Origin of the sequence: Collinsella sp. AM42-18AC, assembly GCF_003467965.1 — a bacterium.
Taxonomy (GTDB): Bacteria; Actinomycetota; Coriobacteriia; order Coriobacteriales; family Coriobacteriaceae; genus Collinsella.
Map to the genome: position 1 here is coordinate 81,990 of NZ_QSFY01000003.1, position 25,653 is coordinate 107,642.

At 61.9% G+C, this 25,653-nt stretch carries 22 protein-coding genes; 5 read left to right on the top strand and 17 right to left on the bottom strand.

Translation table 11 applies throughout. The annotated features are described in order from the left end of the window. Window positions 1-34: 34 nt before the first annotated feature. Genes DW913_RS02885 through tmk form a run of 3 tightly spaced genes read right to left on the bottom strand, consistent with a single transcriptional unit; the run spans window position 35 to window position 3,538 of the window. Entirely contained in the window at window positions 35-1,735 is a 1,701-nt protein-coding gene (locus DW913_RS02885) for a regulatory iron-sulfur-containing complex subunit RicT (protein WP_117797512.1), read from the bottom strand. Further along, on the bottom strand, window positions 1,726-2,853 hold the full coding sequence (locus DW913_RS02890) for an ATP-binding protein (protein WP_117797513.1): 1,128 nt from the start codon (window positions 2,851-2,853) through the stop codon (window positions 1,726-1,728). Before DW913_RS02890 ends, DW913_RS02885 begins: the two co-directional genes overlap by 10 nt. A 1-nt stretch (window position 2,854) precedes the next feature. Further along, on the bottom strand, window positions 2,855-3,538 hold the full coding sequence (gene tmk, locus DW913_RS02895) for a dTMP kinase (protein WP_117797514.1): 684 nt from the start codon (window positions 3,536-3,538) through the stop codon (window positions 2,855-2,857). Window positions 3,539-3,777: 239 nt separating this feature from the next. On the opposite strand from tmk, the gene DW913_RS02900 reads away from it, so the two are divergent. Then, the gene (locus tag DW913_RS02900; protein ID WP_089572419.1) at window positions 3,778-4,761 is read left to right on the top strand and encodes a zinc-ribbon domain-containing protein; all 984 of its coding nucleotides are present in this window, start codon (window positions 3,778-3,780) and stop codon (window positions 4,759-4,761) included. A gap of 142 nt (window positions 4,762-4,903) precedes the next feature. Here the strand turns inward: DW913_RS02900 and DW913_RS02905 are convergent, their stop codons facing one another. The 7 genes from DW913_RS02905 to DW913_RS02935 all read right to left on the bottom strand — a co-directional run bounded on the left by DW913_RS02905 (window position 4,904) and on the right by DW913_RS02935 (window position 11,848). Continuing rightward, window positions 4,904-7,498, bottom strand: coding sequence for a DNA topoisomerase I (locus tag DW913_RS02905; protein WP_117797515.1), 2,595 nt, complete (start codon window positions 7,496-7,498; stop codon window positions 4,904-4,906). A gap of 54 nt (window positions 7,499-7,552) precedes the next feature. Then, window positions 7,553-8,236: a hydrogenase nickel incorporation protein HypB gene (gene hypB / locus DW913_RS02910; RefSeq protein ID WP_117797516.1), complete on the bottom strand. Its 684-nt coding sequence runs from the start codon at window positions 8,234-8,236 to the stop codon at window positions 7,553-7,555. A 55-nt stretch (window positions 8,237-8,291) separates the two neighbouring features. Continuing rightward, window positions 8,292-8,648: a hydrogenase maturation nickel metallochaperone HypA gene (gene hypA, locus DW913_RS02915; RefSeq protein WP_022093859.1), complete on the bottom strand. Its 357-nt coding sequence runs from the start codon at window positions 8,646-8,648 to the stop codon at window positions 8,292-8,294. Between the two features lie 6 nt (window positions 8,649-8,654). Then, window positions 8,655-9,446 (bottom strand): twin-arginine translocase subunit TatC, encoded by a 792-nt coding sequence (gene tatC, locus DW913_RS02920; RefSeq protein WP_117797517.1) that lies wholly within the window; start codon window positions 9,444-9,446, stop codon window positions 8,655-8,657. Further along, window positions 9,446-10,009 (bottom strand): twin-arginine translocase TatA/TatE family subunit, encoded by a 564-nt coding sequence (locus DW913_RS02925; RefSeq protein WP_158566178.1) that lies wholly within the window; start codon window positions 10,007-10,009, stop codon window positions 9,446-9,448. Before DW913_RS02925 ends, tatC begins: the two co-directional genes overlap by 1 nt. Window positions 10,010-10,162: 153 nt before the next feature. Further along, window positions 10,163-10,477, bottom strand: coding sequence for an STAS domain-containing protein (locus tag DW913_RS02930; protein WP_089572422.1), 315 nt, complete (start codon window positions 10,475-10,477; stop codon window positions 10,163-10,165). Between the two features lie 66 nt (window positions 10,478-10,543). Beyond that, a complete protein-coding gene (locus tag DW913_RS02935) occupies window positions 10,544-11,848 on the bottom strand; it encodes an aminotransferase class I/II-fold pyridoxal phosphate-dependent enzyme (protein ID WP_117797519.1) in 1,305 nt (434 codons plus the stop codon). 150 nt (window positions 11,849-11,998) lie between these two features. Between DW913_RS02935 and DW913_RS02940 the strand changes: the two genes are divergently transcribed. Then, entirely contained in the window at window positions 11,999-12,253 is a 255-nt protein-coding gene (locus DW913_RS02940) for a hypothetical protein (RefSeq protein ID WP_022093864.1), read from the top strand. Window positions 12,254-12,626: 373 nt separating this feature from the next. Here DW913_RS02940 and nhaA read toward each other — a convergent pair whose 3' ends face one another. From nhaA to DW913_RS02955, 3 genes are all read right to left on the bottom strand, one after another. Further along, the gene (gene nhaA / locus DW913_RS02945; protein ID WP_117759768.1) at window positions 12,627-13,985 is read right to left on the bottom strand and encodes a Na+/H+ antiporter NhaA; all 1,359 of its coding nucleotides are present in this window, start codon (window positions 13,983-13,985) and stop codon (window positions 12,627-12,629) included. Window positions 13,986-14,252: 267 nt separating this feature from the next. Beyond that, window positions 14,253-15,176: a manganese-dependent inorganic pyrophosphatase gene (locus DW913_RS02950; protein WP_006235927.1), complete on the bottom strand. Its 924-nt coding sequence runs from the start codon at window positions 15,174-15,176 to the stop codon at window positions 14,253-14,255. Window positions 15,177-15,344: 168 nt separating this feature from the next. After that, window positions 15,345-16,298, bottom strand: coding sequence for an ROK family protein (locus DW913_RS02955; RefSeq protein WP_233514534.1), 954 nt, complete (start codon window positions 16,296-16,298; stop codon window positions 15,345-15,347). 340 nt (window positions 16,299-16,638) lie between these two features. On the opposite strand from DW913_RS02955, the gene DW913_RS02960 reads away from it, so the two are divergent. Further along, the gene (locus DW913_RS02960; RefSeq protein WP_117797521.1) at window positions 16,639-17,358 is read left to right on the top strand and encodes a GntR family transcriptional regulator; all 720 of its coding nucleotides are present in this window, start codon (window positions 16,639-16,641) and stop codon (window positions 17,356-17,358) included. A gap of 75 nt (window positions 17,359-17,433) precedes the next feature. Then, on the top strand, window positions 17,434-18,366 hold the full coding sequence (gene manA / locus DW913_RS02965) for a mannose-6-phosphate isomerase, class I (RefSeq protein ID WP_369832258.1): 933 nt from the start codon (window positions 17,434-17,436) through the stop codon (window positions 18,364-18,366). A 282-nt stretch (window positions 18,367-18,648) separates the two neighbouring features. Here the strand turns inward: manA and DW913_RS02970 are convergent, their stop codons facing one another. Both DW913_RS02970 and DW913_RS02975 read right to left on the bottom strand, forming a co-directional pair. Further along, window positions 18,649-21,540, bottom strand: a complete 2,892-nt coding sequence (locus tag DW913_RS02970) for an ATP-dependent helicase (protein ID WP_117797523.1) — start codon at window positions 21,538-21,540, stop codon at window positions 18,649-18,651. 356 nt (window positions 21,541-21,896) lie between these two features. After that, the gene (locus tag DW913_RS02975) at window positions 21,897-22,877 is read right to left on the bottom strand and encodes an undecaprenyl-diphosphate phosphatase (RefSeq protein WP_117646230.1); all 981 of its coding nucleotides are present in this window, start codon (window positions 22,875-22,877) and stop codon (window positions 21,897-21,899) included. Window positions 22,878-23,126: 249 nt separating this feature from the next. On the opposite strand from DW913_RS02975, the gene DW913_RS02980 reads away from it, so the two are divergent. Further along, the gene (locus DW913_RS02980) at window positions 23,127-23,564 is read left to right on the top strand and encodes a universal stress protein (RefSeq protein ID WP_117583590.1); all 438 of its coding nucleotides are present in this window, start codon (window positions 23,127-23,129) and stop codon (window positions 23,562-23,564) included. 221 nt (window positions 23,565-23,785) lie between these two features. Here the strand turns inward: DW913_RS02980 and DW913_RS02985 are convergent, their stop codons facing one another. Beyond that, window positions 23,786-24,829, bottom strand: coding sequence for a sensor histidine kinase (locus tag DW913_RS02985; protein WP_117797524.1), 1,044 nt, complete (start codon window positions 24,827-24,829; stop codon window positions 23,786-23,788). 9 nt (window positions 24,830-24,838) lie between these two features. Then, window positions 24,839-25,510 (bottom strand): response regulator transcription factor, encoded by a 672-nt coding sequence (locus DW913_RS02990; RefSeq protein ID WP_117797525.1) that lies wholly within the window; start codon window positions 25,508-25,510, stop codon window positions 24,839-24,841. Window positions 25,511-25,653 lie beyond the last annotated feature (143 nt).

Genomic DNA, 25,653 nt, shown 5'->3' on the forward strand with positions numbered 1-25,653 from the left:
TCGGGGCAAGGCGGGCTAAATCCGCTCGCGGGCGTTATTCGCCGGCGGGCGGTTGTGGTGCGGACGAAGACGGGGTCGAGCCCTCGCCACCATCCTGGCGCGGCTTGCGGGAACGGCGACGGCGACGGCGCTTTTGACCCTGGTCGGCCGAGCCCTCGCCACCGCGATCCTCGCGCGGCTCGCGCTCGTCGCGAGCGGCGCCACGCGAAGCCTTAGCAGCCGCTCCCCCGCCATCTCCGGGACGACGGCGCGTGACCTTGACCTCGCCATCCGAGACCTGATCGGCCACGGAGGGCACTGAAGGCTTCTGCTGCGCGCCCGAGGAATGGCGACGGCGCGGACGCGGCGCGCGCTCATCCTCGCCACGTGACTTGCCGCCCTTGTCGGCAGACGCATCGGAGGCCGAGGCGCCCTTGGAAGCGGCACCAGCCTCGCGAGCAGCTGCGGCGCGGAAGGCGTCCTCGCGCTCCTCGCTCGACAGATGACGGCGGCGGCGACGTGTGGGGTTCATGCCACCGCCGCGATTCTGCTGCTGGGGTTGCTGAACCTCGCGCTCGCGAGAGGCGTTCTTGCCCGCGGCTGCAGCCTCGGCAGCATCGCCCGAGCCCGCGCGCTTGCGACGACGACGGCCACCGGCGGCCTCCTCGGCCTCAGGCGTTGCGGCATTGCCACGGCCCTTTCCGCGGCCACGGCCCTCGCCCTGCCCCTGACCGGCGCGAGCATCGGAATCGGCATCGCGACGACGGCGCTTGGGCATCGACGTACCGGCCAGACGGTCGGCGCTCGACAGGCCATCGCCCACGTCGACGCCGTTCTCGCGGTCGAGCTCCATGAGCGCCAGGCGCATCTCGGGCGACTCGATGCGCTCGAGCACGTCGCGCGTCACGCAGTCGGGGCGGCAGTTGCAGCCCTGCTCGGCGGCCTTCTTTTTGCAGCCCTCCGAGCAGGTCATATCGGCCAGGTTGACCTTAAAGACCTTGCCGTTCTCCAGGCGCAGCACCAGCTGCTCACGCGGCGTGTCATATTCCTGAATACGCGCCTTGCCGAGCGGCGTATCGATGAGCGTCTTCTTTTTGGGCGCACGGCTCTTAAAGTCCTTGTACGCTTCGAACTCATAGCGCAGGCAGCACATCAGGCGGCCGCAAACGCCGCTGATCTTGGAGGAATTGAGCGGCAGGTCCTGCTCTTTTGCCATGCGGATCGAGACGGGCTCAAACTGTCCGCCAAAGCGCGTGCAGCAGAGCTCCTGGCCGCACTGGGCATAGCCGCCCACCAGGCGAGTCTCGTCGCGCACGCCGATCTGGCGCATGTCGACGCGAATGTGCAGCGTCGAGGACAGATCCTTGACGAGCTGACGAAAATCGACGCGCTCCTCGGCCGCAAAGTAGAACACGGCCTTCTCGCCGCCAAACAGGTACTCGACGCCGACCGGCTTCATCTCGAGGTCGAGCTCCTTGACCAGGCGACGGAAATCGACCATGGCCTCGTCGCCTTGGATGGCCAGATCATCGGCAAGCTGCAGGTCGATGTCGCTCGCCACGCGCAGCACGGGCTTGAGCGGCTGGCCGATCTCGTCTTGCGGTACCTCGAAGGGATCAGCCGTGACCAGGCCGATCTCGGTTCCGCGCTCGGTGGAGCAAATAGCGTAATCTGCCTCGAGGATATCCAGGTCCTGCGGGTCGAACCACAGGTCGCGCGAGGCGTAGGTAAACTTAACGGGTACGACTAACGGCATTTCAGTGCCTTCCTGATATCGAACAGCATGACCTCGATGGCCAGCTGGGGAGTAACGTTTCTGGCGATGTTGCGCTCGGCGGTCGCGACCGCCTCGAGCGCCTGGGTGGCACCCGCAACATTGGTCGCGGCGGCAAGCCGACCGATCGTGTCGCGCACGTCCTCGTTCACCACGTCGGCTGCCTCGTCCTGAAGTGTCAGCAGCACGTCGCGCATGAGCGTCCGCGCGCTCGCCAGCGCTTCCATGATACCCGAACGCTCGCGCGCGTTGAGTTCGCGCTTGTTGCGGTCCTCAAGCTGCTTCAATGCTCCACGCGACAGGTAGTCGGCGTTTTGCTCGAGTACCTTTTCCTGCGTGGACTTGACCTCGGCAAGCGGCGCCTTGACGGCGACGATGAGCGACTTGGCGCGACTGAGCACGTCGGCCTCGTCGGCGGCAATGAGTGAGTCGATGGCACGGACCATCTGACGGCGGGCGTCCTGGCGCTCGGCGCTCTTAAGAAACTCGATGCCGCGTGTGGGGCTTCCCGCCACGGCGACCGCCATGCGGCAACGCGCAGGGTCCTGACCGGTGGCGCGGCTCACGGCCTGCGCGGCGACGGCGGGCGATACCAGCCGAAACGGCACACACTGGCAACGACTCACGATAGTGGGCAGCATCACGTCGGCCGAGGTGCCCAGCAAGATAAACATAACGCCCTCGGGCGGCTCCTCGAGCGTTTTGAGCAGTGCGTTGGCGGTGTTGGCACGCAGTTGCTCGGCACGGTCGATGATGTAGACCTTGGCCTTGGCACGGATGGGCGCCAGTGGCACGTCATCGAGCAGCTCGCGGGTCTGGGCAATGAGGTAACCCGTGGCGCTCTCGGGCGTGTAATAGTGCACGTCGGGGTGCGTATGGCGGGCGACGCGCACGCAGCTATCGCATGAGCCGCAGCCATTCTGCTCGCACAGGAAGGCTTGGGCGAGCGCCCACGCGGCGTCGAGCTTGCCCGCGCCGGGAGCGCCCAAAAACAGGTAGGCGTGCGATGCGCGACCGCTAGCGACGGCATTGGTCAAAAAGTCACGCACGCGCTCTTGGGTGTCGAGCTTGGCCAGCAGGCTTGCCTGAGCGGGGGCCATGTTACTCGGCCTCCTTGGCAAGCGCGGCGGCGACGGCTTCCTGCGGAATGTCGAGACCGTACGCGCGAACCTGCTCGACCGTCTTCTCGAAGACTTCCTCGACGGTCGTAGTGGCGTCGATGAGCTTTACGCGGTCTGGCTCCTCGGCAGCAATTGCGCAAAACCCCTCGTAGACACGCTCCTGGAATGCCATGCCCTTAGCCTCCATGCGATCTGCCGCGCCACGGGCTGCCATGCGTAGCGCCGCCTGCTCGGGCGTGATGTGGTAGACGAGTGTGAGCGCCGGGTGCGTTCCCGCGACGGCCAGGTTGTTGGCGTCGCGCACCATCTGGCGATCGAGGCCGTCGGCAAATGCCTGGTAGCAGGTCGTGGAATCGTAGAAGCGATCGCACAGGACCACCTTGCCGGCCGCAAGGGCGGGGGCTATGACCTCGTGCACCAACTGGGCACGCGCAGCCTCGTAGAGCAACAGCTCGCAGGTATCGCCCATCGCCGTGTTGGCGGGGTCGAGCAGCAGGGCGCGAATCTTTTCGCTGATGGCAGTGCCACCCGGCTCGCGCAGAGTTACGACCTGATAGCCAGCGAGTTCGAGCGCGCGGGCAAGCAGGCGCGCCTGCGTGGACTTGCCGGCACCGTCGACGCCCTCGAGCGTGATAAAGCTATGTTGAGCAGGCTCAAAAGCCATGGGCGCAGCCCCTTCCTACAAGGCGCGTAAATGCAGATATATCAACCAAGCCATGATACCCCAGTGCTCGGCGCGTCCCCAATGGCTAAAGGCGCCTTTCCAAAGTTGCGGTGAAATAGGGACTGATTGAAGCTCTGAGACCGCCAAACAGTCCCTATTTCACCGCAACTTATGATGGGGAATTTTGGATGCTGGGTATAATCGTCGTATTGCATTGAAATGTGGCGAAAGGAGTGGCAATGTCTCGGTATTGTGCCTCGTGCGGCAAGCGTCTTGCAGATGATGCCAAGTTCTGCACCTCGTGCGGTGCACCCGTTGAGCAAACAGCCGCGAGCGATAGCCAGCCCGCTTTTGAGCAGACCGGCTCCCTTGATGCGCCGCAAGCCAAGGCGGACGACCCCCTCGCCTATAGCCCCGACCCCGCCGCAAGGACCGAGGCCGTCGAGACCACGCAGCGCATACCCGTCGCGAGCGGCTCGCCCCAACAGCAGCCGGCTCCCGCATACGCGCCCGCTTCGCCACAGACCCCCGCTTCCAAAAAGAGCGGCACCGGGCCGCTTATCGCCGTTATCGTTGTGCTGGTGGCGATCATCATCGCCCTGGTCATTTTCTTTGTGATCAAGCCTTTCGACAACGCCGGTACGCAGACGACCGCCGAGGTTACCAAGCTGCACCACGATGTTGACGATGATGACCTTGAGCCTCTCGGCGATCCCAATAGCCTTTACGACGATGACGATGATGACGACGAGGATGGCGGCGAAGCAACGCTCTCTGAGCAGAACCTCTACCGCCGACTGAGCGAATACTACGACCTGCTCGAAGATCTCGACAGCCAGGTCCGTGGCTGCGCGCAGAACTTCAACGGCAACTATCTGGAAGAGGATCGAACCACCCGTCAAAATCTCGCCGACGTCGCCGAGCGCACGGAGGACACCATCGAGCAGTATTACGACATCGTCGAGGACCTGGACGTCCCGACGAGCTCCAAGAACTACAGCTCCTGGAAGGACATCATCGCCCTGTACGACGACCTGGATCACCGCATTGACGCAATCTGTGATGCCTGGGAGATCAGCCTGAAATACGCCAAGCCTGCGGACCACAAGAATGAGATCGTGGCGCCGCTGTCGCGCGACAACGTGGCGGGCACCAATGACAATAAGTACCGCCTAGACTTTGAGGAGCGCTATCCCGGCGCCAAGCCTGTCGAGGTGAACTAGCGCTTTGTCGTTCCCGAGCCGGCAGTTAGGGACGTTCCTAAACTGCCGGCAGAAAAAGAACATCCCTAACTGCCGGTCAAAAAAACGAGCGAGGATCGCGGGGTCCTCGCTCGTTTTTTTGGGCAATGTTTCGACTGCGCCGTTACTTGTCGGCGGCTGTTTTCTTGGCAGTCGACTTCTTCGCGGTCGTCTTCTTGGCGGCAGTGGCTTTCTTAGCCGTCGTCTTCTTGGCCGCCGTCGTCTTCTTTGCCGTGCTCGCCTTGGTTGTGGTCTTGCGACCGCGGGCGGGCTTCTTCTCCTTGGTCGGGCAGTCCATGTTGACGCAGATACGCCACGGACCGCGCGCCGTGTTGACCACCACGATGGGGGCGCCGCACTCGGGACAGGTCTCGCCCGTCGCCTCGAGCTTGCCACGCGCCGGCAGCGGATAGCTCACGCCGCAGTCATCGTAGTTGGTGCAGCGGATAAAGCGCTTGCCGCTCTTCTCACTCTTGTGCGCGATCAGGTCGCCATGGCGTCCGGCCTCGGCACACACCTTGCACTCGCCCACCTTAAGGTCGGGCTCGTAGTTGGTGGGGCACGTCGGGTTCACGCAGATCTCGAAAGCCTTCTGGCGGAACGGCTGACACTTAATGCGCGGCGCACCGCATTCGGGGCACACGGCGGCCTCGCCCTCGAGCGGGCTCACCTTGACGCCGCTCGGCACCGGATAGGTCACGCCGCAGTCGGGCCAGCCCATGCAGCCGATAAAGCTGCCGCGGGTCTTGGCGCTCGTCTTCATAACCAGGTCCTTGCCGCACTTGGGGCAGGCGCCCACGCGCGCATCGGCCGTGACGGCGTCGCTGATGGCGTCGCCCAGCTCCTGCGTGTGCTTGAGCAGCTCGTCGAGCACGCCGGCCAGCAGCGCGCGCGAGTGCGTCACGACATGCTCTTCGGTGTCCTCGCCGCGCTCCACACGGGTCATGTCGCCGTCGAGCTCGCTGGTCATATCGGGGCTCGTGATGCGCGGGGCAAACTGCGTCAGCGCGTCGATGATGGCGATGCCCAGCTGGCTCGGCTCCACGGGATCGTTTTTGAGGTAGCGCACGGCGTACAGGCGCTCGATGATGCTCGCGCGCGTGGACTTGGTGCCCAGGCCGCGCTTTTCCATCTCCTGCACGAGCTTGCCCTGGCTGTAGCGCGCGGGCGGCTCGGTCTGCTTGGCCTCGAGCTTCATGTCGAACACGTCGACCGTATCACCCTGCTCCAGCGGCGGCATCTGCTCATCGCGCTTGAGTCCGTACGGATACGCCTCGCGGAAGCCCGGAGTCACGAGCACGTCGCCCGAGGCCACGAACGGCTCGCCGTTGACGTCGAGCTCGAGCTTGGTGTTCTCGATGGTCGCGGGCCCCATGAGCGTTGCCAGGAAGCGGCGGGCAATGAGGTCGTAGAGCTTGCGCTGGCCGCCGTCGAGCGTGGACGGATCGCCCTCGCCCGTGGGATAGATCGGCGGATGGTCGGTAGTCTCGACCTTGCCGCGCGTGGGCTTCATGGGACCGGCGAGCACCTTTTTGCACACGGGCGCCAGCGCCGGGTTGATCTTTGCCAGGTCGCTCACCACGGCGCCCAGATCGAGCGTCGCAGGGTACACGGTATTGTCGACACGCGGGTAGCTGATGAGACCGGCCATGTAGAGGGACTCGGCGATTCGCATCGTACGCGCAGGCGAGATGCCCTCGGCCGCAGCGGCAGCCTGCAGCGAGGTCGTCGCAAACGGCGTGGGCGGCTGCTGCTTACGCGAGCGCTTGGTCACCGCGGCAACGGTCGCCGTCTTGACGCCGTCGACGTGACCATACGCCGTCTCGGCAGCATCCTTGTCGGTAAAGCGCGCTGTCTTGTGCGCGATCTTAAAGCGGTCGTCCTCGGCGGCACCCTGCGCGGCACCCATACCGCGAATCTGCCAATAGTCCTCGGGCACAAACGCCATACGCTCGCGCTCGCGCTCGACCACCAGGGCAAGCGTCGGCGTCTGCACGCGACCGGCGGAACGCACGTTGCCAAAGCCGCCAAACTTGGCGAGCGTCAGATAGCGCGTGAGCACCGCGCCCCAGATAAGGTCGATGTGCTGACGGCTCTCGCCGGCGTCGGCCAGGTTCTGGTCGAGCGAGACGAGATTATCGAAGGCGTGCGTGATCTCGGCCTTGGTAAACGAAGAATACTGGGCACGGGCGACCGGCAAGTCGGGCGCAACCTCACGCACCTTGTTGAGAGCGTCCGAACCGATCAGTTCGCCCTCGCGGTCGAAGTCCGTGGCGATGATGACGCTGTCGGACTTTTTAGCAAGGTTCTTGAGCGAACGAATGAGTTCCTTTTCGGCCGGTAGCTTAATGACGGGCGCCCAGGTGAGGTAAGGCAGGCTCTCGAGCTTCCAGCCCTTGATGGAAATGCCATCGGCAAGGAACGGCTTGCGCTTGGTGTCGTACGGCGGACGGGCCAGGCCATCGGGCATATCGGCCGGCAACATCTCACCGTCCTCGGTCACCGAATACCAACCCAGCTTTTTATCGAACAGCACGCTGTCGCAAAAATCGGGCGCCAGGATGTGACCGGCAAGGCCGATGGTCACGCACTCCTCGCCCTTCCACTCAAAACGGTAGATGGCGGTGTTGTACACCTTGTCCTTTTTGGGCTTACCCGTGGACAGCCGCTCGGCGATCTGACGCGCGGCGTCGTTTTTCTCGGCGATGATGAGCTTCAAAAGAGGCTCCTATCTCATGTCTCTGCGGCTACGCCCACCTGTATGGCGGCCGATTTACGCCCTTGCTTGCTCAATCTGCCCGATGAGCCAATCGCACCAGGCATCCATGCCCTCGCCCTTGCGCGCGCTCACGGCAAACCGCGGCGCCTGCGGATTGAGGTCATCGAGGGTCTTAGTATACCTATCCATGTCAAAATCGAAAGCCGGGGCCACGTCGACCTTGTTGAGCAACTGCGCGCCGGCGTGTTGGAAGATGCCCGGGTACTTGATGGGCTTGTCGTCGCCCTCGGGCACCGAGAGGATCATGATGGACAGGTTCTCGCCCAGGTCAAAGTCGACTGGGCAGACCAGGTTACCCACGTTTTCGATAAAGATGACGTCAATGCTTTCCAGACCCACAGCCTGATCGAAAGCGTCGACGGCCTCCATGATCATGTTGCCCTCGAGGTGGCACAGGCCGCCCGTGTTGATCTGGATGGCGGGCATGCCGGCTTCCTTCATGGTGATGGCGTCGACATCCGAGGCGATATCGCCCTCGATGACGGCACAGCGCAGGCCGGCCTTGTCGCGCAGGCGTTCGTTGGTGCCCAGAATCGTAGTGGTCTTACCCGAACCGGGGCTTGACAGCACATTGATCACATAGGTGCCTGCCTCATTAAATCGCTGACGCAGCTGATCTGCCAGGCGCTCATTGCGCGACAGAATCGGCGATGCAATATCAATCGTTTTCTCGGCCATACTTAGCGCTCCTTACTTTGGCCCCTTTATACCCCATCACCAGATGGCTAGCGGGCTAATCGTCGGGGGTTTCGATTTCGATACTTGCGATATCGAGCTCGCGGCCGTGCAGTAGGCGCACGTTGGCACCACCACACTGAGGACAGCGACAGTGGAAGCGATCGTGGTCGAAAACCTCGCCGCAGTCTAGACACTCGCTTTGTGGATGGACCTCCTCCACGGCAAGCTCGCAGCCGCGCGTGAGCGGGTCCTCGTCGCGAAACGTCTCCCACGCAAAGTCGAGCGCCTCGCGCACAACTTCGGTCATATCCCCGATACGCAGCGTTACCAAAACGGCGCGCGAGGCCCCCGCCCCACGCGCCGCGCGAATCACTGTATCGAGTATGCCGTTGACAATGCCAACCTCGTGCATACCGTTTTACTCCTCGTCGTCCTCATCGTCCGAGAACAGGTCCAGACGGCTCACAAACAGGCCCTCCTTGCCCTCGCGCGCGGTAATGACCACGCGGGCGATGGCAAGCGAGATCTCGTAGAGCGAGAGCAGGGCGCCATACATGAGGCCCAGCGTAACGGGCGAACCATCGGGCGTAATCACAGCCGAGCCCACAAGCAGGCCCACGTACACATAGCGCCAGGCGCTGCGGAAAGCCGCGTAGGACACGAAGTGGAACACGGACAGGTAGAAGATGATGAGCGGCAGCTCAAACGCCACACCAAAGCCGATCATAAAGAGCAGCTCCATGTTGACGTAGTCCTCCAGGTCGGGCCACGCCATGGCGACGGCCGAAGTCTCGCTGATAAGCCACTCGAAACCCGCCGGGATGATGATGAAATAGCAAAAGATTGCGCCCAAGAAGAACAGCACCGTCGAGGCGAGCACCGTGGGTACGACCCACTTGCGCTCGTTGGGGCGAAGCGCCGGCAGGAAAAACGCCAGAATCTGCCAGATAATCATAGGTGTGCACATGACCACGGCCATCTTGATGGCCAGCGAAAAGCGCAGACCAAAGCCACCAAGCGTCGTGGTGATGTAGAACTTACCGTCCGGCACAAAGGTGCGGATGGGGTCTTTCAGGATGTCGAGCACCACGGGCGTGGCGAAATACAGCACGATAGCGGCGGCAAAGACCGACACGACCACGATGGTCAGACGGCGACGGAGCTCTCCCAGGTGATCTAAGAGCGGCATTCGCGCAGGTCCGATAGGCATTACTCATCGCCTCCCTTCGGGGCGTCGGCGGCAGCGGTGTCGTCTTCGGCCTCGAGCTCGCGAGCGAGCTGGTCGACGACGGCTTTGCGCTTGCGGGGACGACGGGCGTAGAGGTCGGCCGTCGTGGGCTCTGCCGGCTCGGGCTCGGGCTCTGCAGCAGGCTCGGGCTCGACAGCGGCGGCGGGCTCTGCACTCTCGGCCTCCTCAGCAGCACCCTCGCCCTCGGCGGCAGCCTCGCTCGCGGCCTTCTCGGCAGCAAGGCGGGCACGACGCTCGGCAAAGGTCTCCTTCTTGGCGGGCGCTACCGTCTCGGCAGCATCCTCGTCCGCATCGGAATCGTCATCGACGGCAGCCTTCTTGGGCTTGACCGGAGCCGAAGCGGCCTCGCTTACCGGATCGATGATCTCGGACTGGACAACCGCCGTCATCTTTTCCTGCGTCTCGCGGAACTGACGGATGGCACGGCCGATCGTGCGGCCCATCTGCGGGAGCTTATCCGGGCCAAACAGCAAAAAGCCGAAGACCACGATGATCGCGAGCTCACCCTCTCCAATACCAAACACACATACCTCCAAGGCTCGATGTGAGTCGAGCCCGCACCGCGCCATTCGGCCGGAACTCGTCTATTCATTCGGTCAAGTATAGCGCCCGGACGCCAAAACGTCCGAGCGCATCACAAACATATGCCAAACGGCACGCCCTTTTGGGGGCAAAGATTATGCAGCGGTGATCGAAATCTCCTGGTCGACGCCCAACAGCTGAACCACGCGCATCACCGGGGGCTGCACGTTGACGCAGCTAAAACGCTTACCATGATCAGCTGCGTGGTGTGCGGCGCCCACAAGCACGCCAATGCCCGTCGAATCGATGTAGCTCACCTGGGCAAAATCGAGCTCAACGGCCTCAGTGGGCTGCTCGAGCGCCAGGTCGATGGCATTGCGCAGGCTATCGGCGTTAGAGATATCGATCTCACCGGTCACCTTAATGGTGTAGAGCTCTGGCGTGGGGTTGGTGGAAATACCCAAATCCATGTATACGCTCCTTTACGTATCGAAAGTGCGGATAGTACTAGGCGCGGACTTGCGGGGCCCTACGCGTTAGGCGCGCTCGGCACGCGCAAGCTCGGCAGCGACGAGCTTGACAGCCAGCACCAGCACATCGAGCGCAGCCTCCAGGTCCTCGACCGTGGGATAGCTCGGCGCGATGCGGATGTTGGTGTCGCGCGGATCCTTGCCATAAGGCCAGGTGGCACCAGCCGGCGTGAGCTTGACGCCCAGGTCGGCACAAAGCGCGGCGACCTTCTGGGCCGAGCCCTCGGGGCCATCGAAACTCACAAAGTAGCCGCCATGGGGATGAGTCCAAGTGGCGCAACCCGTGTTGCCCAAGCCCTCGGTGAGTTTACGCTCAACGGCCTCAAAGCGCGGGCGCAGGAACTCGGCATGCTTTTTCATGTGCTCCTTGACCGCCTCGATGGTGGGAAGGAAACGCACGTGACGCAGCTGGTTGAGCTTGTCGGCGCTGATGAGGCCGGCCTTCAGGCGCTTGGAGAACTCGGCGATAACCGCGGGGCTCGCACCAATAAAGCCGATGCCGGCGCCCGGGAAGGTGATCTTGGACGTCGAGGCAAAGGCCACCACGCGATCCTCGGTGCCCGCCGCGCGAGCGAGGTCAAAGATATTTGCGAGCTCGTCGGTCTCGTCGTACAGGTCGTGCACGCAGTAAGCGTTGTCCCAAAAGATGCGGAAATCGGGCGCGGCCGTGGGCATCTCGACCAGGCGGCGCACGGTGTCCTCGCTAAAGGTAATGCCCGTAGGGTTGGAATACTTGGGCACGCACCAGATGCCCTTGATGGAGTCGTCGGCGGCAACCAGGCGCTCGACCTCGTTCATGTCGGGGCCGTTGTCAGTCATCGCGACGGGGACGTTCTCGATACCCAGGTCGGCGGTGATGCCAAAGTGGCGGTCGTAGCCGGGAACAGGGCACAGGAACTTGACCTTCTTGCCGTCGTGCGCGGCCTCGTAAGCCTCCCAGGGCTCGCTGCCGCACGAGCCGCAGCGCCAAAACATGCCGGCGATATCGTGCTCGATCAGCAGGCTCGACGAACCCAGTACGAGCGTCTGCTCGGCGGGGCAACCCAGGAACTCCCCCGCCAGCTTGCGTGCCGAGGGAATGCCCTCAAAGCAACCGTAGTTGGAGCAGTCGACGTTGCCGTCGTGCAGATCGGCATCGGCATTGAGGATATCGAGCATGGGTCGAGAGATGTCCACCTGGGAGGGCGACGGCTTGCCGCGGGCCATGTCGAGCGCCAGGCCCTTGGCCTTGACCTCGGCGACCTCGGCTTTGAGCGCCTCGATGGCGGCATCGAGTTCGGTGGTTTCCATCTTCTGGTAGATCGTCTGCATGGGGTGCGACCTTTCGCGAAGCGGTACGTTGCAGTTCGTCTAAGTATAGACCGCCATCGTCGCAACGTTATGAAGCCGTGATAGATTAAGTTCATCGCAATCAATTACGAATCGCCGCGCATGCCGGCGTGGGGCGCCCAAGGAGGCACTATGGAGTACGGATCGTTTCAGGCCGAGGAATTCGGCGACTTGCAGCGCCTGGTCGACGGACTGTTTTACGACCGCCACGCCATCGACCGCCTGGATCTGATCGTACAGGCCGAAATCTTGGACCTGGCGCCCGACCTCATGGAAATCGTGAACCTTTTGCCGCCCGGCTACTACGACCGCCAGTCACTTTGCGACCAGCTCAACTCCGCCTTGGCCGCCCACGGCTGGGGCGCCGTCTACGGAACGGTGGAATAAGCCTCGAGGCCGGCGATTTGGCCCGCTTCCCGACCTTGGCGAGGCTTGTTTTAGGGCTTGTGGCCAAAAAAGGGCAAATATGAGTACTGTTACCTTTTTAGTAGCAGCGATTCTTGGTCGAAATCGGCAAAACTCGACTTGAAACTTCCTAATCACCGTCAGCTAGCGCCAAATTGGAAGTCGATGGTCACTCATTAACGTACAGTTCTTATAACTTTGTTCATTATTTTCCGCACCTAAAATGATACGCCGTTTGTGACAGTACTCACAAACGGCGTTTTTTGACCACTGGCGTGTCTGGCAGGCGGCAAGCACCGCCCGAATCCGCATTTTGAACGCGCCCGAATCGGTTCTGGAGCCGGTTTTCGCGCTCTTACTCGTCTTTGGGCGAGGGATGCTTGCAGACCACGCTCATGTAGATCATGCCGAGCACGGCTGCGGTGACCGAACCGGCGAGAATAGCGGCCTTGGCTGCAAGAACCTCAAACTGGGCCGTCGGGAAGGCAAGGCCGCTGATGAGAATCGACATGGTAAAGCCGATACCGCCCAGAATGCCCACGCCGGCAATCATGTGCCAGTTGACATTGTGCGGCAGCTCGCAGGCCTTAAGCTTAACCAGGGCAAACGTCATACCAAAGATGCCGATCGGCTTGCCCAGCAGCATGCCAAAGTACACGCCGAGCGTCACCGGGTCGGTGAGCAGCGTGCTCATGTCCACGCCCACTAAGCGAACCTGAGCGTTTACGAACGCAAAGATCGGCAGGATCACAAAGTTGACCGGCGTGGAGATCAGACGCTCCATGCGGATAAGCGGCGGGGTCACGCGGTGCATGACGCGCTCGACCTTGGTTGTCGAGACGGTAAAGTCATGCTGGCCCAGGATGTGTGCCTCATCATCGTAGCGGTCATCGAGCAGCGGCAGGCACTCGCCCAGCCAATCGGTGAGGCTATCGAGCTTGACGCCACACTTGGCCGGGATGGTAAAGGCCAAGATGACGCCAGCAAGCGTGGCATGTACGCCGCTCTTGAACATGCAGAACCACAGCAGCAGCCCCAGTACCGAATACGGGGCAAGGCGGTAATGCTGCGTCTTGTTAAGCCACACGAGCGCGCAGGTCACAAGCGCGGCGGCGCCCAACCAAAACGGATTGGGGCTTTGACCGTAGAAGATGGCGATGGCGGCGATGGAAATGAGGTCGTCGGCGATGGCGAGCGTCGAGAAGAACACGCGCACGCCGTTGGGCACGCGATTGCCCAAAAGCGACAGCACGCCCAGCGCAAAGGCAATATCGGTTGCCATGGGAATGGCCCAGCCGTTGTGCGCGCCGGCATGGTTAAAGATCAGATAGATGCAGGCGGGAACGACGACGCCGCCCACGGCCGCCAGCATGGGAAGCATGGCCTGGCGCGGGTTTTTGAGCTCGCCGACCGTCATCTCATACTTGAGCTCAATGCCCACCAGCAAAAAGAAAATCGCCATGAGGAAGTCGTTGACGAAAAGCTCAACGGTGAGACCGGCCGTAAGGTTGCCCAGGCCCACATACAGCGGGGTCTCCAAAAAGTGATGGATGGCCTCGTAGGCATCGGTATTGGCGCAAATGACGGCGGCGATGGCGGCGAAGACCATGACGGCGGCGGAAATCGTGCCGTTCTCGGCGATGCGCTCCCAGATGTCGTGACGTTCAAAGCGCTTGCGCTCACGAACGTTGAACAGCTGCTCAGTTGCTGCCATGGGCGGCTCCTTTCACGGGAAAGCTCCCGTCTTAAAAAAGCACGGCCCGCCCAAGTGGCGGCGCCGCGCTCTAACGTATTACGCTTGCATCTAGCCTACCCTGCACGACAAGCACGCAGGCGTGGCCGAAAAGCGGAACCACAGGTTGAACATTATTTGTTCAACGGCACGGGCATACCTGTCCAAGAGACGACGCGGCGCCGTGCACAAAAAACGACCGGAGCGCGGGGCGTCCGCGGTCCGGTCGTGGCGTTTGGTCAACTAAACCTAGCAGGCGGCCATGATGGGGGCAGCGACCTGCTTCTTACGGGAGAGGACGCCCGGCATCCAGACGCCGTCGTGCTCGTCGGCAATGCCCAGGCCCTTCTGAGCAGCCTCGGTCTCGCCCTCGAGCAGGACCTGCGAGCCCTCCTCCATGATGTCGGTGATGCACAGGACAATGCCGTCGGCGCCCTTCTCGGCGGCGTAGGCGCGCATGGCCTCGCGGATCTCGTCGATCATGCCGAGTGCGCGGCTCTTGTCGACGGTCTCGTACTGGCCAATGAGCAGCTTCTTGCCAGCGGGCTCGAACATCTTGATGTCGTTGCCGACCATCTCGGCTGCAGTGAAGGAGCCGGACGGACGGGTGAGGAAGACCTCCATGCCAAACTTGACCGGGTCGACGCCCACCTGCTCGCCGAGCTTGGCGGCGACGGCGCGGTCGACATCGGTGGTGGTGGGGCTCTTGAGCATGAGCGTGTCGGTCATCATGGCCGAGAGCAGCAGCTTGGCCTGGACGTCGGAAAGCTCAACGCCGAGCACGCCGGCGAGCTTGGTGACGATGGTGCAGCTGGAGCCCCAGGGCAGGCAGATGTAATGCAGCGGGCCGGCGGTCTCGAAGTCGCCGATGCGGTGATGGTCGACAACGCCAAAGACCGTGGCGTCCTTAAGACCGGCGACGGACTGGGCAGACTCGTTGTGGTCGGTGAGAACGACGAGCTGACCGGCCTCGACGGACTCGATCACGCGGGGCTCGGCAATGCCGGCGTCGGCAAGCAGCTTGGCGGACTCGGCCGGAAGCTGACCAAGGGCGCAGGCCTCGTAGGTGTTGCCGGCATACTCAACCTGGTTGAGCAGCTGGGACAGGACGACGGCGCTCATGATGGCGTCGTTATCGGGGTTCTGGTGACCAAAGACAAGAACGTTTGCCATGGATATCCTCCACTTGATATGTGTACTTGGACGTAGCTATGGTAGCACGCCGATGCCGAGCCTTCGCATACGGAAGGGCCACGGCATATTTTGGGGCGCAGGCACGGGGGCCAAGGCTGTCCCTTTTGCACCATGTTGGTGCAAAGTAACCTGTCCCCCTTGCACCAACTATTTGCCGGCGGCGCGCAGGGCTACGTAGGCGGCACCGATGATGCCGGCGTCGTTTTCGAGCGAAGCGACCTTAATGGGCGTCTCGCGCGAGGCGGAAAGCGCGTACTGCTTAAAGTGCTCGCGGACCTTGTCGAGGTAGACATCGGCCGAGGCGGAGGCGCCGCCGCCGATGAGGAACATCTCGGGATCAACCACGTTGGCGATAAGCGCCAGTGCGCGGCCGAGATAGTCGGCCATGGTATCGGCCGCGGCCAGCGCGAGCTTGTCGCCCTCGCGGCAGGCCTGGAACACGTCCTTGGAATCAGAAGGCCCAGTGAGCTCGATGGGCTCGACGCCGGCCTTTTTGCACTCGGCAAGGTAGTTGCTCACCACGCCGGTGGCGCTGGAATACTGCTCCAGGTGGCCATGTCCGCCGCAGCCGCAGGTGCGCTCCTCTTCGGGGTTCAGGCACATGTGGCCAATCTCGCCGCCGGCGCCCACAACGCCCGACACCACGTCGCCGTTGACGATAACGCCGCCACCCACGCCGGTACCAATGGTGACCATCACCACGTTCTGTACGCCCTTGGCAGAGCCGAGCCAGGCCTCGCCCATGGCAGCGGCGTTGGCATCGTTCTCGTATTTAACAACCGCGTCGGGGCAGTGCTCCTGAATGGCGACTCTTAGCTCGGGCAGGTTAATGGCAATGTTGGCCTTGACCTTGGCATCGCCCGATGCCGGGATGGGGCACGGAACGGCCAGGCCAATACCCGCCACAAAGGCGCGCGGAATCTGGGCCTTGGCGACCACCTGGTCGATAGCCTCGGTCACCGCGGCAAAGCCCGCGGCGTCAACGATAGGCGGCGTGGGCACGCTGGCCTTGGCCAGCAGGTTACCATCCTCGTCGAACAGGCCCTCCTTAACCGAAGTGCCGCCGACGTCGATGCCGATGTAATACTGCTTAGGTTCCATGGGAGCCCGCCTTTCTCGTTTAAACATTGCCTGTATGGTACCGCTCCCAAGGCAAAAACCTGCCAAAAAGGGACAGGTTTGTTTTGGCAGGTTTTATCTGTGAAAACGCAGGGCATGGTATTTGGTTCGTTGGGCGGTAAAACGGCTCAACCCCATCCTCTAGTCGATCAATTTGCTCAATACCACATTATTCGAATGCATATTCATTTAGAGCGCTCTAGTTTTTAAAGAGAAGCGTTTTTTAATTAAACCTTTCTCGAACTTTTCAAAAACGCAATAGGGATGCTTAGGTGTTGACTATACTTTCTTCTGTACTCAATCAAGCCGGAAAGGAGGTTCCATGATTCCCAAATACGAGGCGATAGCTGCAGATATCCATCGAAGCATCGAGGACGGCGCTCTTAAACCGGGCGACAAGCTACCCACCGTCGTTGAGTTCTGCGAGCTCTATAGCGTTTCCAAGATCACCGTCAAGCGCGCGATCGAGCAGATCACCGAGGAGGGTCTTGTTACCAGCCGTCGCGGGTCGGGCACCTACGTTAAGGACACGGCGGGTCTTCCCGACCAGGCGTTTTTCCAGGGCAAAAACGACCGCGCCCAGGGCTTTTCGTATGAGCACCGCGGGGAGAAGGTGACCTCGGTGGTCTACGATTTCTCGATTGTCAATCCACCAGCGGACGTCGCAACTCAGCTGGGAATTGCCGAGGACGACTTTGCCTATCACATCGTGCGCGTGCGCCAGGTCGACGAGAAGCCCATCGTCATCGAGTACACCTACATGCCTCTCGAGCTGATACCGGGCCTTAAAAAGAAGGACCTATACGGATCGGTCTATAGCTTTATCCGCGAGCAATGCGGGCTGAAGATTTCGAGCTTCCACCGCACCATCCGCGCCGTGGCGGCAACCGAGGAAGAGGCCGAGCGTCTGGGCACCAAACCCGGCGCTCCCCTGCTCGAACTCAACCAGATTGGCTTTTTGGATAGCGGCAACGCCTTTGAGTACTCGATTTCGCGCAACGTCGGCGACCGCTTTGAGCTGCACAACGTAACGTTGGCATAGGTTTTTGTAGTCCTGCGGGTGCTCGCTATGATTCGCTTAGAGCGAGCACCCGCGCAACACCATGGGAGTATGAACATGTCCGATTTAATTAAACTGACGCCGATCTTTCACGAAAAGATCTGGGGTGGCCGCCAGCTCGAAACCGTATTTGGTTACGACATTCCCGAGGGTCCCATCGGCGAGTGCTGGGCCATCTCGGCCCATCCCAACGGCGACTGCCAGATCGCGGAGGGCCCGTATGCCGGTCACCCGCTGTCATGGCTGTGGGCCGAGCACCGCGAGCTCTTTGGCAACTGCGAGGGCAAGGAGTTCCCGCTGCTCATTAAGATTCTGGACGCCAAGGACGACCTTTCGATCCAAATCCATCCCAACGACGAGTACGCCGCCGAGCACGAGAACGGTAGCTTGGGCAAAACCGAGTGCTGGTATGTGCTGGACTGCGAGCCCGGCTCCACGATCATCGTCGGCCAGCGTGCCAAGGACCGCGCCGAGGCCGCACAGATGATCGAGGAAGGCCGTTGGGACGACATGCTCAACGTACTGCCGATTCACAAGGGCGACTTTTTCCAGATTGATTCCGGTACCGTGCACGCCATCAAGACCGGCACGCTCATTTTAGAGACGCAGCAGTCGAGCGACGTGACGTATCGCCTGTACGACTACGACCGTCCCGGCACCGACGGCAAACTGCGTCCCCTGCACATTGAGCAGAGCCTCGATTGCATCGACTTTAACGCGCAGGCTCCGACCGACGGCACGGTGACCGCGCCCGAGGTCGATGGCGTGACCGAGCTCGAGTCCAACCCCTGCTACACCGTCGATCGCGTGCGCGTCGACGGCAGCAAGACCCTCGACCAGCGCTGGCCCTTCATGTGTCTGTCGGTCATCGACGGCGAAGGCACCGTCTGCGGCGACCCCGTCCACAAGGGAAGCCACCTGCTAGCTCCGAGCACCGTCAGCTCCATTGACCTCGAAGGCAAGATGGAACTGATCATCAGCCACCTCTAGGTCGCAACAACAACCAAAACAAAACAAGGGGCTCCCCCGTTCATCAACGGAGGAGTCCCTTGCCATGTCTAAGTATTCAGCCCACCCGGCTCTCCAGACCAAAAAGCGAACGGGCAAAGCAACGCTCGTCCAGTAACGTTACCTAAGGACCCGGGCGGGCGTATGGGGCAACATCGATCGCGAGTTCCGCACGAGCCGGAGAGCACTTAATGTGCTCTCCGTGCGAGCAGGACTGTCCGAGCAGGCGATGTTGCCCCATACGCCCGCCCGGGTCCGCCGGGATTACGACAACTTGACGATCGGTGCAAAGCCCTTCATGAGCTTTTTAGTCTGGCCGGTCTTTTCGAACTGGACCTCGATCATGTCTCCGGCGACCGAGATCACGGTACCCGTGCCAAAGGTCTTGTGGCTCACGGTATCGCCCGCGGCAAAGTCCTGCGACGCGCTGGCGCGATCGACCTTGCGCTCCACCGTCGGCGACACCTTGGACGACGGCTTTTTGGCTCGCGGCGCGCCCGAGCCAAAGGTCGAGGCGACACGGCCGGCGTCGGGTGAGACCCCGCGATGACGCTCGGTCCCGTAGCTGCTGCCGCCAAAGAAATCGTCGAAGCTCGATCCGCCGCGCGAACCGGAACCGCCGGTCGAGCGCGTATGCGAGCCAAACACCTTGCCGCCATACATGTCCGAGCCCATACCCGAGCCAAACGTGCCGTGGCGGTCGCCGCGCTTCTCCCAGCCCGTGCCCTCAAAACCGGCAGAACCGATGCCGCTAAACTCGATGTCCTCAAACGGAATCTCGTTGAGGAAACGCGAACGCGGGTTGGCAGAAGTCGAGCCGTAGGTGCGACGCGTGGCCGCATAGGTCAAGAACAGGCGCTTACGAGCGCGCGTAATGGCAACGTAGGCCAGGCGACGCTCCTCCTCGAGCTTGCCCGGATCGTCACTACCGCCAAAGTCGTGCACGTGCGGAAAGATACCCTCCTCCATGCCGGCCACGAACACCGCCGGGAACTCCAGGCCCTTAGCGGAGTGGATGGTCATCATGGTGATGGCATGCGTCTCGCCGGCCAGGGAATCCAAGTCGGAACGCAGGGCCAGCCACTCCATGAGTGCCGGCAGCGCCTTGCAGGTGAGCGGGCCGTAGGTGCGCTCGATCTCGTCGGCATGCATGGCACCCGCCGGCATCTCCGTCGGCGCGGCATACGCGTTGCCCGCGATGGCGGCGGCCAGGGCATCCTGCGGAGACAGCGCCGGAGCGGCCAAGCTATCGAGCGGATTAGAGCCCGCGGCGTCACGGGCGCCGACGAGTGCCTCAAACGAGGATGCCGAGGCGGACGGCCCCGGTTCGGGCGCGGGCGCGCTCACCACGACGGGCTCGGGCTCGGCACCGGCAGGCACATCGGCAACACCGGCCGCGCGCAGCTCTTCCAAGCTCTCGAGCGTACCCTCGATATCCTCGTGCGTCTCCTCAAATTCGGCGGCGACGCCCAGGAATTCCTGGATGTTCTCGGCACGGCTCTCGGACTCCATGGTGCCCTCGGCGCGAAACGCCTGCAGCAGGCCCGTCTTATCGACAATCATCTCGACAACGTCCTTGAGCTCGCCGTCCATGCGGCGACCCTCGCGCACCAGCGACACAAAGCTCGACAGGCCATTGCGCACCTTGGCGCTAAACATGCCGGTTTCGGCGCACGCGATCTCGCAAGCCTGGAAGAACGAGCAACGGTTGTCGCGCGCCAGCTGCTCAATCTTTTGAATCGAGGTGGAGCCGATACCGCGGCGCGGCGTGTTGATGACGCGCTTGACGCTCATCTCGTCTGCCGGGTTCACGATCATCTTGAGGTAGGCCATGACGTCGCGGATCTCGGCACGGTCGAAGAATCGCGTGCCGCCCACGATCTTGTAGGGCACGCCCGCGCGCAGGAACATATCTTCGAGGATACGCGACTGGGCGTTGGTGCGGTAGAACACGGCAATATCGTCGTAACTCGTGCCCTTGGAGTGCAGCTTTTCGATCTCGCCGGCAATCCAGCGGCCCTCGTCGCGCTCATCGCTTGCCTGGAAGGCCTGGATCTTCTCGCCGTCGCCCTCGGCCGTAAACAGGCGCTTGTCCTTGCGCTGCGAGTTGTGGCGCACCACGGCATTGGCGGCGCTCAGGATGTGACCCGTGGAACGATAGTTCTGCTCCAGCTTGACGGTCTTGCAGTTTTTAAAGTCCTTCTCAAAGTCCAGGATGTTGGTGATGTCGGCGCCGCGCCAGCTATAAATGGACTGGTCATCGTCGCCTACGACCATGAGGTTTTGGTACTTGGCGGCCAGCAGGTTGGCGATCTCGTACTGGACGTGGTTGGTGTCCTGATACTCGTCAACGCTAATGTAGCGGAAGCGCTCTTGGTACTTGTCGAGTACCTCAGGGCGGGTGCGCAGCAGCTCGAGCGTGCGCACGAGCAGGTCGTCGAAGTCCATTGCGTTGGCGGCGCGCAGGCGGCGCTCCAGCTCCAAGTAGACCTGCGCGGCCTTTTTGTCGTTGGGGCTATCGGCGGACTTGAGCATGTCCTCGGGCCCGATCATGGCGTTTTTGGCCGAGCTGATCTTGCTGCGGATCATGTTGATGGGGAACTGCTTTTGCTCGATGCCAAGTGCCTGCATAATGTCGCGCACCATGCGCTTTGAGTCGTCATCATCGTAGATGGTGAACTGACCGGTGTAGCCCAGCAGGTCGGCGTCCTCGCGCAGCATGCGCACGCACATGGCGTGGAAGGTGCACACCCACATGCCGCGGGTGCCACTGGGGATGAGCGCTGCCAAACGCTCGCGCATCTCGGCCGCGGCCTTGTTGGTAAACGTGATGGCAAGAACCTGCCAAGGCTTAACGCCCAGGTCGCCGAGCATATGTGCGATACGGAAGGTCAAGACGCGGGTCTTACCCGAACCGGCGCCGGCGAGCACCAGCAACGGACCCTCGGTGGTGAGTACCGCCTCGCGCTGGGCGGGATTAAGGCTGTCGATGTCGACGAGCGGCTTGGGTGCCGGCGCGGGAGCGTCGTAGATGTCGAGCGGAACGAGCTCGGGCTCCGGCGCAGCAGGGGCGGCATATGCATCGAGCGGCACGGGTTCCGGCACAGGCGGCACGGGTACCGCGGCGTTCTTTTCCCAGGGCAAGGGCTGGGTCATGGGCGACTCCTCATCTGACGAACGGCGCGCCTGCGGGCAGCGCCATAGTTTGAGCCGTACCAGTATACCGAGTCGCGCGGACACCGACGCAAATCACACCACGACTCCGTGCGCCACCGTCAGGCCCACCCCGGCGAATTTGGTGCAAAGGTGTCAGGTTAGTCTGCACCACGTTGGTGCAAAGAAACCTGACCCCAATGTACCAATCACGGAGCCACCGATGTCATGGCAACGGTAGCGAGCGGCGGCCAGGGCGAACAAATTGGCATGAAAAGAGGACGGCATAGACCTTTTGGTCATGCCGCCCTCTTTGAATGACAAGTTGTCGCCCTGGCCGCCGCGCAGCGTCGACTAAGTTAGAGGCCGAGCATCGGCTCCAGAACGAAGAAGTATGCGAGCACTACGATGCCCAGGATGATGCGGTAAACACCGAAGCACTTAAAGTCGTGACGGCGGACGAAGCCCATGAGCCACTTAATGGCGATGAGCGAAACCACAAAGGCAACAACGCAGCCCACGCCCAAGATGGCGATCTCGTTGGTGCCGAACGTGCCGCCCTTGATGAAGTACTTGACCAGCTTGAGCGCACTCGCGCCAAACATGACAGGGATGGCCAGGAAGAACGTAAACTTGGACGCCACCGAACGCGTGCAGCCCAAAAGCAGGCCACCGATGATGGTAGAACCGGAGCGAGACGTACCAGGCACCAGCGAAAGCACCTGGAAGCAGCCGATACCCAGCGCAGTCTTCCAGCTGAGGTCCTCGAGCGTGGCGATAGAGCCAAAGTCCAGGTTCTCGTCATCGTCCTCATCCTCAGCGGTAGCCGTGGCGGGCGCCGCAAAGTGCGCACCGGCGGGACGTCCACCCGACACCACAGCACGCGAACCAAACGAACCGGCAACGGCCATTTCCTCGCGCTTGCTCGCGCGCCAGTTCTCGATCACGATAAACAGCACGCCGTACACAATGAGCGCCAGCGCCACGACGGGAGCATTGTAGAAATGCTCCTCCATCCAGTCGTTGAGCGGCAGGCCGATCGCCGCCGCAGGAATGCAACCGAGCACAATCTTGCCCCACAGCACCCAGGTGTCGCGACGGCCCTCCTTGCCCTTGCTGGGCGAGAACGGGTTGAGCTCGTGGAAAAACAGCACGCAGACGGCCAGAATGGCGCCGAGCTGAATCACGACCAGGAACATATTCCAGAACGTCTCGCTCACGTTCATCTTGACGAACTCGTCCACCAAGATCATGTGACCCGTCGACGAAACGGGCAGCCATTCGGTGATGCCCTCGACCAGGCCCATGAAGGCAGATTTTAGAAGCTCGATAATATCCAAAGGGACCCCCTCGTTAGACACCCGCCGGTAGATGTTCTGCGGACGATGCAGGCGATGTCCCATTATCAACCGTTGGCGGTGCGACCGCGCCTACCCTTACCAAAAAACTCGCCCGTTCACAGAATTGCGAGCAGTTAAACCGAAATCCTTGGGTATAACTGCAACAAGATAAAGTGTCCGGCGGTCAACGCACCCGCGCCCGCCCGACGCACGAGCCCCGCGCCCGTGCGATAGACCAAGGAGGAAACCATGAACGAGGGCTACACCAAGGTATTTGTTTCACTCGACGGTACTGAGCAGCAGGATTTTGTGCTCGCACGCGCCATCAAGGTCGCCGCGAACAACGGCGCCAAGCTGATTATCGGCCACGTTATCGATTCCACGGCGCTCGAGAGCGCCGGCTCCTATCCGGTCGATTTGGTCAACGGTCTGGAGGAGGCCTTTAAGAACTCCATCGAAAAGCAGCTCGAAGAGGCCAAGGCCAATCCCGATATTCCCGAGGTCGAGGTCATGATACGCGCCGGTCGTATTCGCGAGACGCTCAAAGACGAGATGCTCGACGTGGTCAAGCCCGACCTGGTGCTCTGCGGCGCTCGCGGCCTGTCCTCGATCAAGTATGCGCTTCTGGGTTCGATTTCGACGTTCCTGCTGCGCAATACCGACTGCGACATTTTGGTCGTAAAGTAGCGTTGCTCCCACCGGCCGCGGGGCCTGCGGGGTTTCCACGGGCACGTCCTCGCCGCGTTGCGGCTGCGGGATGTGCCCTTAGGAAACCCCTCCCGGCCCCGCGGCCTTCGCAGCCTTACTTCAGCGAGTTGGCTGATAAAAGATGGCGTGCCGCCCCGTTTGGGGTGGCACGTTTTGTTTGGGCTGCACGTTTTTGTTTGGGCGGACGTCTGCCGCATGCGTTACTCGAAATATTGAAACTTATTCGTTGAGAAGGAAAACGTTACGACAAAGCCTTCGCCGGAGTCGGATGCTGCGGTGACGTCGATGCCCATCTTGGAGCACAGACGCGCCACCAGGTAGAGGCCGATGCCCGTTGCGCGCTTGGTGGTGCGGCCGTTGTCGCCGGTAAAACCTTTCTCGAACACGCGCGGCAGGTCGGCCGCGCTCACGCCGCAGCCGTTGTCCGCGACGGTAAGCTCGATGCGTTCGCTCGCCAGGCCCTCGTCCAGCAACGCGCCCGAAAACACGATCTTTGCGCCGTCCTCGCGCGCATATTTAATGCTGTTCTGGATGAGCTGACCTAAGATGAACTCCAGCCACTTCTCGTCGGTAAAGACCTCGAAGTCGAGGTTTTCGCACACCGGAGCCACGTGCGCTGCAATGAGTTCGCGCGCGTTGGCCTTAATCGCACCCGTCACCAAGGTCTTGAGATCCCAGCGGCGAATCAGGTAATCGCGCTCCACGACTTCCGAGCGCGCATAGTACAGTGCCTGGTCGATATAGCGCTCAACGCGAGCCAGCTCGCGACCCAGGTCATCCACACGCGACAGGTCGTCTTCGCTGCCGTCTAGGTTTTCAAGAATCAGATGGGCCGCCGCCAGGGGCAACTTGGCCTCGTGGACCCAGCTCTCGATATAGTCGCGATAGTCATCGGTCTGACGTCGGCCTTCGGCAACCTCGTCGCAGGCAGCCTTGCCCACCCGGCGCAGGACCTCGTACTCGAGCTCGCCCTCGGCATAGGTTGGGCATTGCACCATCTCCTGTACCCACGCGGGACTTTCCAGCTCCTCGGCTGCACGCTCCAACTGGTGCAGAAAACGACGACGGCGCGCATATTCGATCACGATACCCAGCATGCCAAAGATAAAGGACACACCGACCGCCACGACCACGATAGATGCCGGGGCCCCGGCAACCATCAGCACAAAGCAGCTCAGCAGCACGCCGCACGTCCACACGGCGACGGGCAACAGCGCATCTTTAAAGAACTTGCCAAACGACATAGCTGGCACCTAGACCGAATAGCCCTGGCCGCGATGCGTGGTCAGATACCCCTTGACGCCGATCTTGTCGAGCGTGGTGCGCAGGCGGTTGATGTTGACGGTGAGCGTGTTGTCGTCCACGAAGGCATCGGAGTCCCACAGGTCCTGCATGATGGCCGAGCGCGAGACAATCTTGCCCGCGCGGCTCAGGAGCAAAGAGAGGATGCGCAGCTCGTTTTTGGTGAGCTCGGTGCTGTCGCCGGTTGCCGCGTTGGTGACCGCGGAGCGGGCGAGGTCGAGCTCCAATCCCTTGTGGACGAGCGTGCTGCGCTCGCCTGCCGCCGCGGTGCGACGCAGCAGTGCGTTGATGCGCGCCACGAGCACGCGCGCGCTATAGGGCTTGGGAACAAAGTCGTCCGCGCCGAGCGTCATGGACATGACCTCGTCGATCTCGGTCGTGCGCGACGTGAGGACGATGATGGGGACCTCGGATTCGCGACGAACCTCGTGGCAGATGTGCTGACCGTCTTTGACGGGAAGCGTCAGGTCGAGCAGCACCAGGTCGGGCGCGGCAGCGAGAATATCGCGCGAGACGTGCTCGAACGACTCACAGGCCTCGACCTCAAAACCGGCACGGGCAAGGATGTCGGCAAGCTCGCGACGAATGGGCTCGTCGTCCTCAACGATATAGATCAGCGCCATGGATTCCGCTCCCCTCCTGGTTGTCTTATCCCATTATGACCGCGAAGCCGCAGGTACGCGCCCCACGCGGCACCAAGGTGACAGAACTGTTCGCGAACGAAAGCGTTCGAATCGCCCCTCGCTCGCAGCGGGCGCGGGGATCA

What these genes read in the sequence shown, in the direction of transcription:
- DW913_RS02885 (WP_117797512.1), bottom strand. Translation starts at nt 1,735, where the DNA reads ATGCCGTTAGTCGTACCCGTTAAGTTTACCTACGCCTCGCGCGACCTG.
- DW913_RS02890 (WP_117797513.1), bottom strand. Translation starts at nt 2,853, where the DNA reads ATGGCCCCCGCTCAGGCAAGCCTGCTGGCCAAGCTCGACACCCAAGAG.
- tmk (WP_117797514.1), bottom strand. Translation starts at nt 3,538, where the DNA reads ATGGCTTTTGAGCCTGCTCAACATAGCTTTATCACGCTCGAGGGCGTC.
- DW913_RS02900 (WP_089572419.1), top strand. Translation starts at nt 3,778, where the DNA reads ATGTCTCGGTATTGTGCCTCGTGCGGCAAGCGTCTTGCAGATGATGCC.
- hypB (WP_117797516.1), bottom strand. Translation starts at nt 8,236, where the DNA reads ATGGCCGAGAAAACGATTGATATTGCATCGCCGATTCTGTCGCGCAAT.
- hypA (WP_022093859.1), bottom strand. Translation starts at nt 8,648, where the DNA reads ATGCACGAGGTTGGCATTGTCAACGGCATACTCGATACAGTGATTCGC.
- tatC (WP_117797517.1), bottom strand. Translation starts at nt 9,446, where the DNA reads ATGCCTATCGGACCTGCGCGAATGCCGCTCTTAGATCACCTGGGAGAG.
- DW913_RS02930 (WP_089572422.1), bottom strand. Translation starts at nt 10,477, where the DNA reads ATGGATTTGGGTATTTCCACCAACCCCACGCCAGAGCTCTACACCATT.
- DW913_RS02935 (WP_117797519.1), bottom strand. Translation starts at nt 11,848, where the DNA reads ATGCAGACGATCTACCAGAAGATGGAAACCACCGAACTCGATGCCGCC.
- DW913_RS02940 (WP_022093864.1), top strand. Translation starts at nt 11,999, where the DNA reads ATGGAGTACGGATCGTTTCAGGCCGAGGAATTCGGCGACTTGCAGCGC.
- nhaA (WP_117759768.1), bottom strand. Translation starts at nt 13,985, where the DNA reads ATGGCAGCAACTGAGCAGCTGTTCAACGTTCGTGAGCGCAAGCGCTTT.
- DW913_RS02950 (WP_006235927.1), bottom strand. Translation starts at nt 15,176, where the DNA reads ATGGCAAACGTTCTTGTCTTTGGTCACCAGAACCCCGATAACGACGCC.
- DW913_RS02955 (WP_233514534.1), bottom strand. Translation starts at nt 16,298, where the DNA reads ATGGAACCTAAGCAGTATTACATCGGCATCGACGTCGGCGGCACTTCG.
- DW913_RS02960 (WP_117797521.1), top strand. Translation starts at nt 16,639, where the DNA reads ATGATTCCCAAATACGAGGCGATAGCTGCAGATATCCATCGAAGCATC.
- manA (WP_369832258.1), top strand. Translation starts at nt 17,434, where the DNA reads ATGTCCGATTTAATTAAACTGACGCCGATCTTTCACGAAAAGATCTGG.
- DW913_RS02970 (WP_117797523.1), bottom strand. Translation starts at nt 21,540, where the DNA reads ATGACCCAGCCCTTGCCCTGGGAAAAGAACGCCGCGGTACCCGTGCCG.
- DW913_RS02980 (WP_117583590.1), top strand. Translation starts at nt 23,127, where the DNA reads ATGAACGAGGGCTACACCAAGGTATTTGTTTCACTCGACGGTACTGAG.
- DW913_RS02985 (WP_117797524.1), bottom strand. Translation starts at nt 24,829, where the DNA reads ATGTCGTTTGGCAAGTTCTTTAAAGATGCGCTGTTGCCCGTCGCCGTG.
- DW913_RS02990 (WP_117797525.1), bottom strand. Translation starts at nt 25,510, where the DNA reads ATGGCGCTGATCTATATCGTTGAGGACGACGAGCCCATTCGTCGCGAG.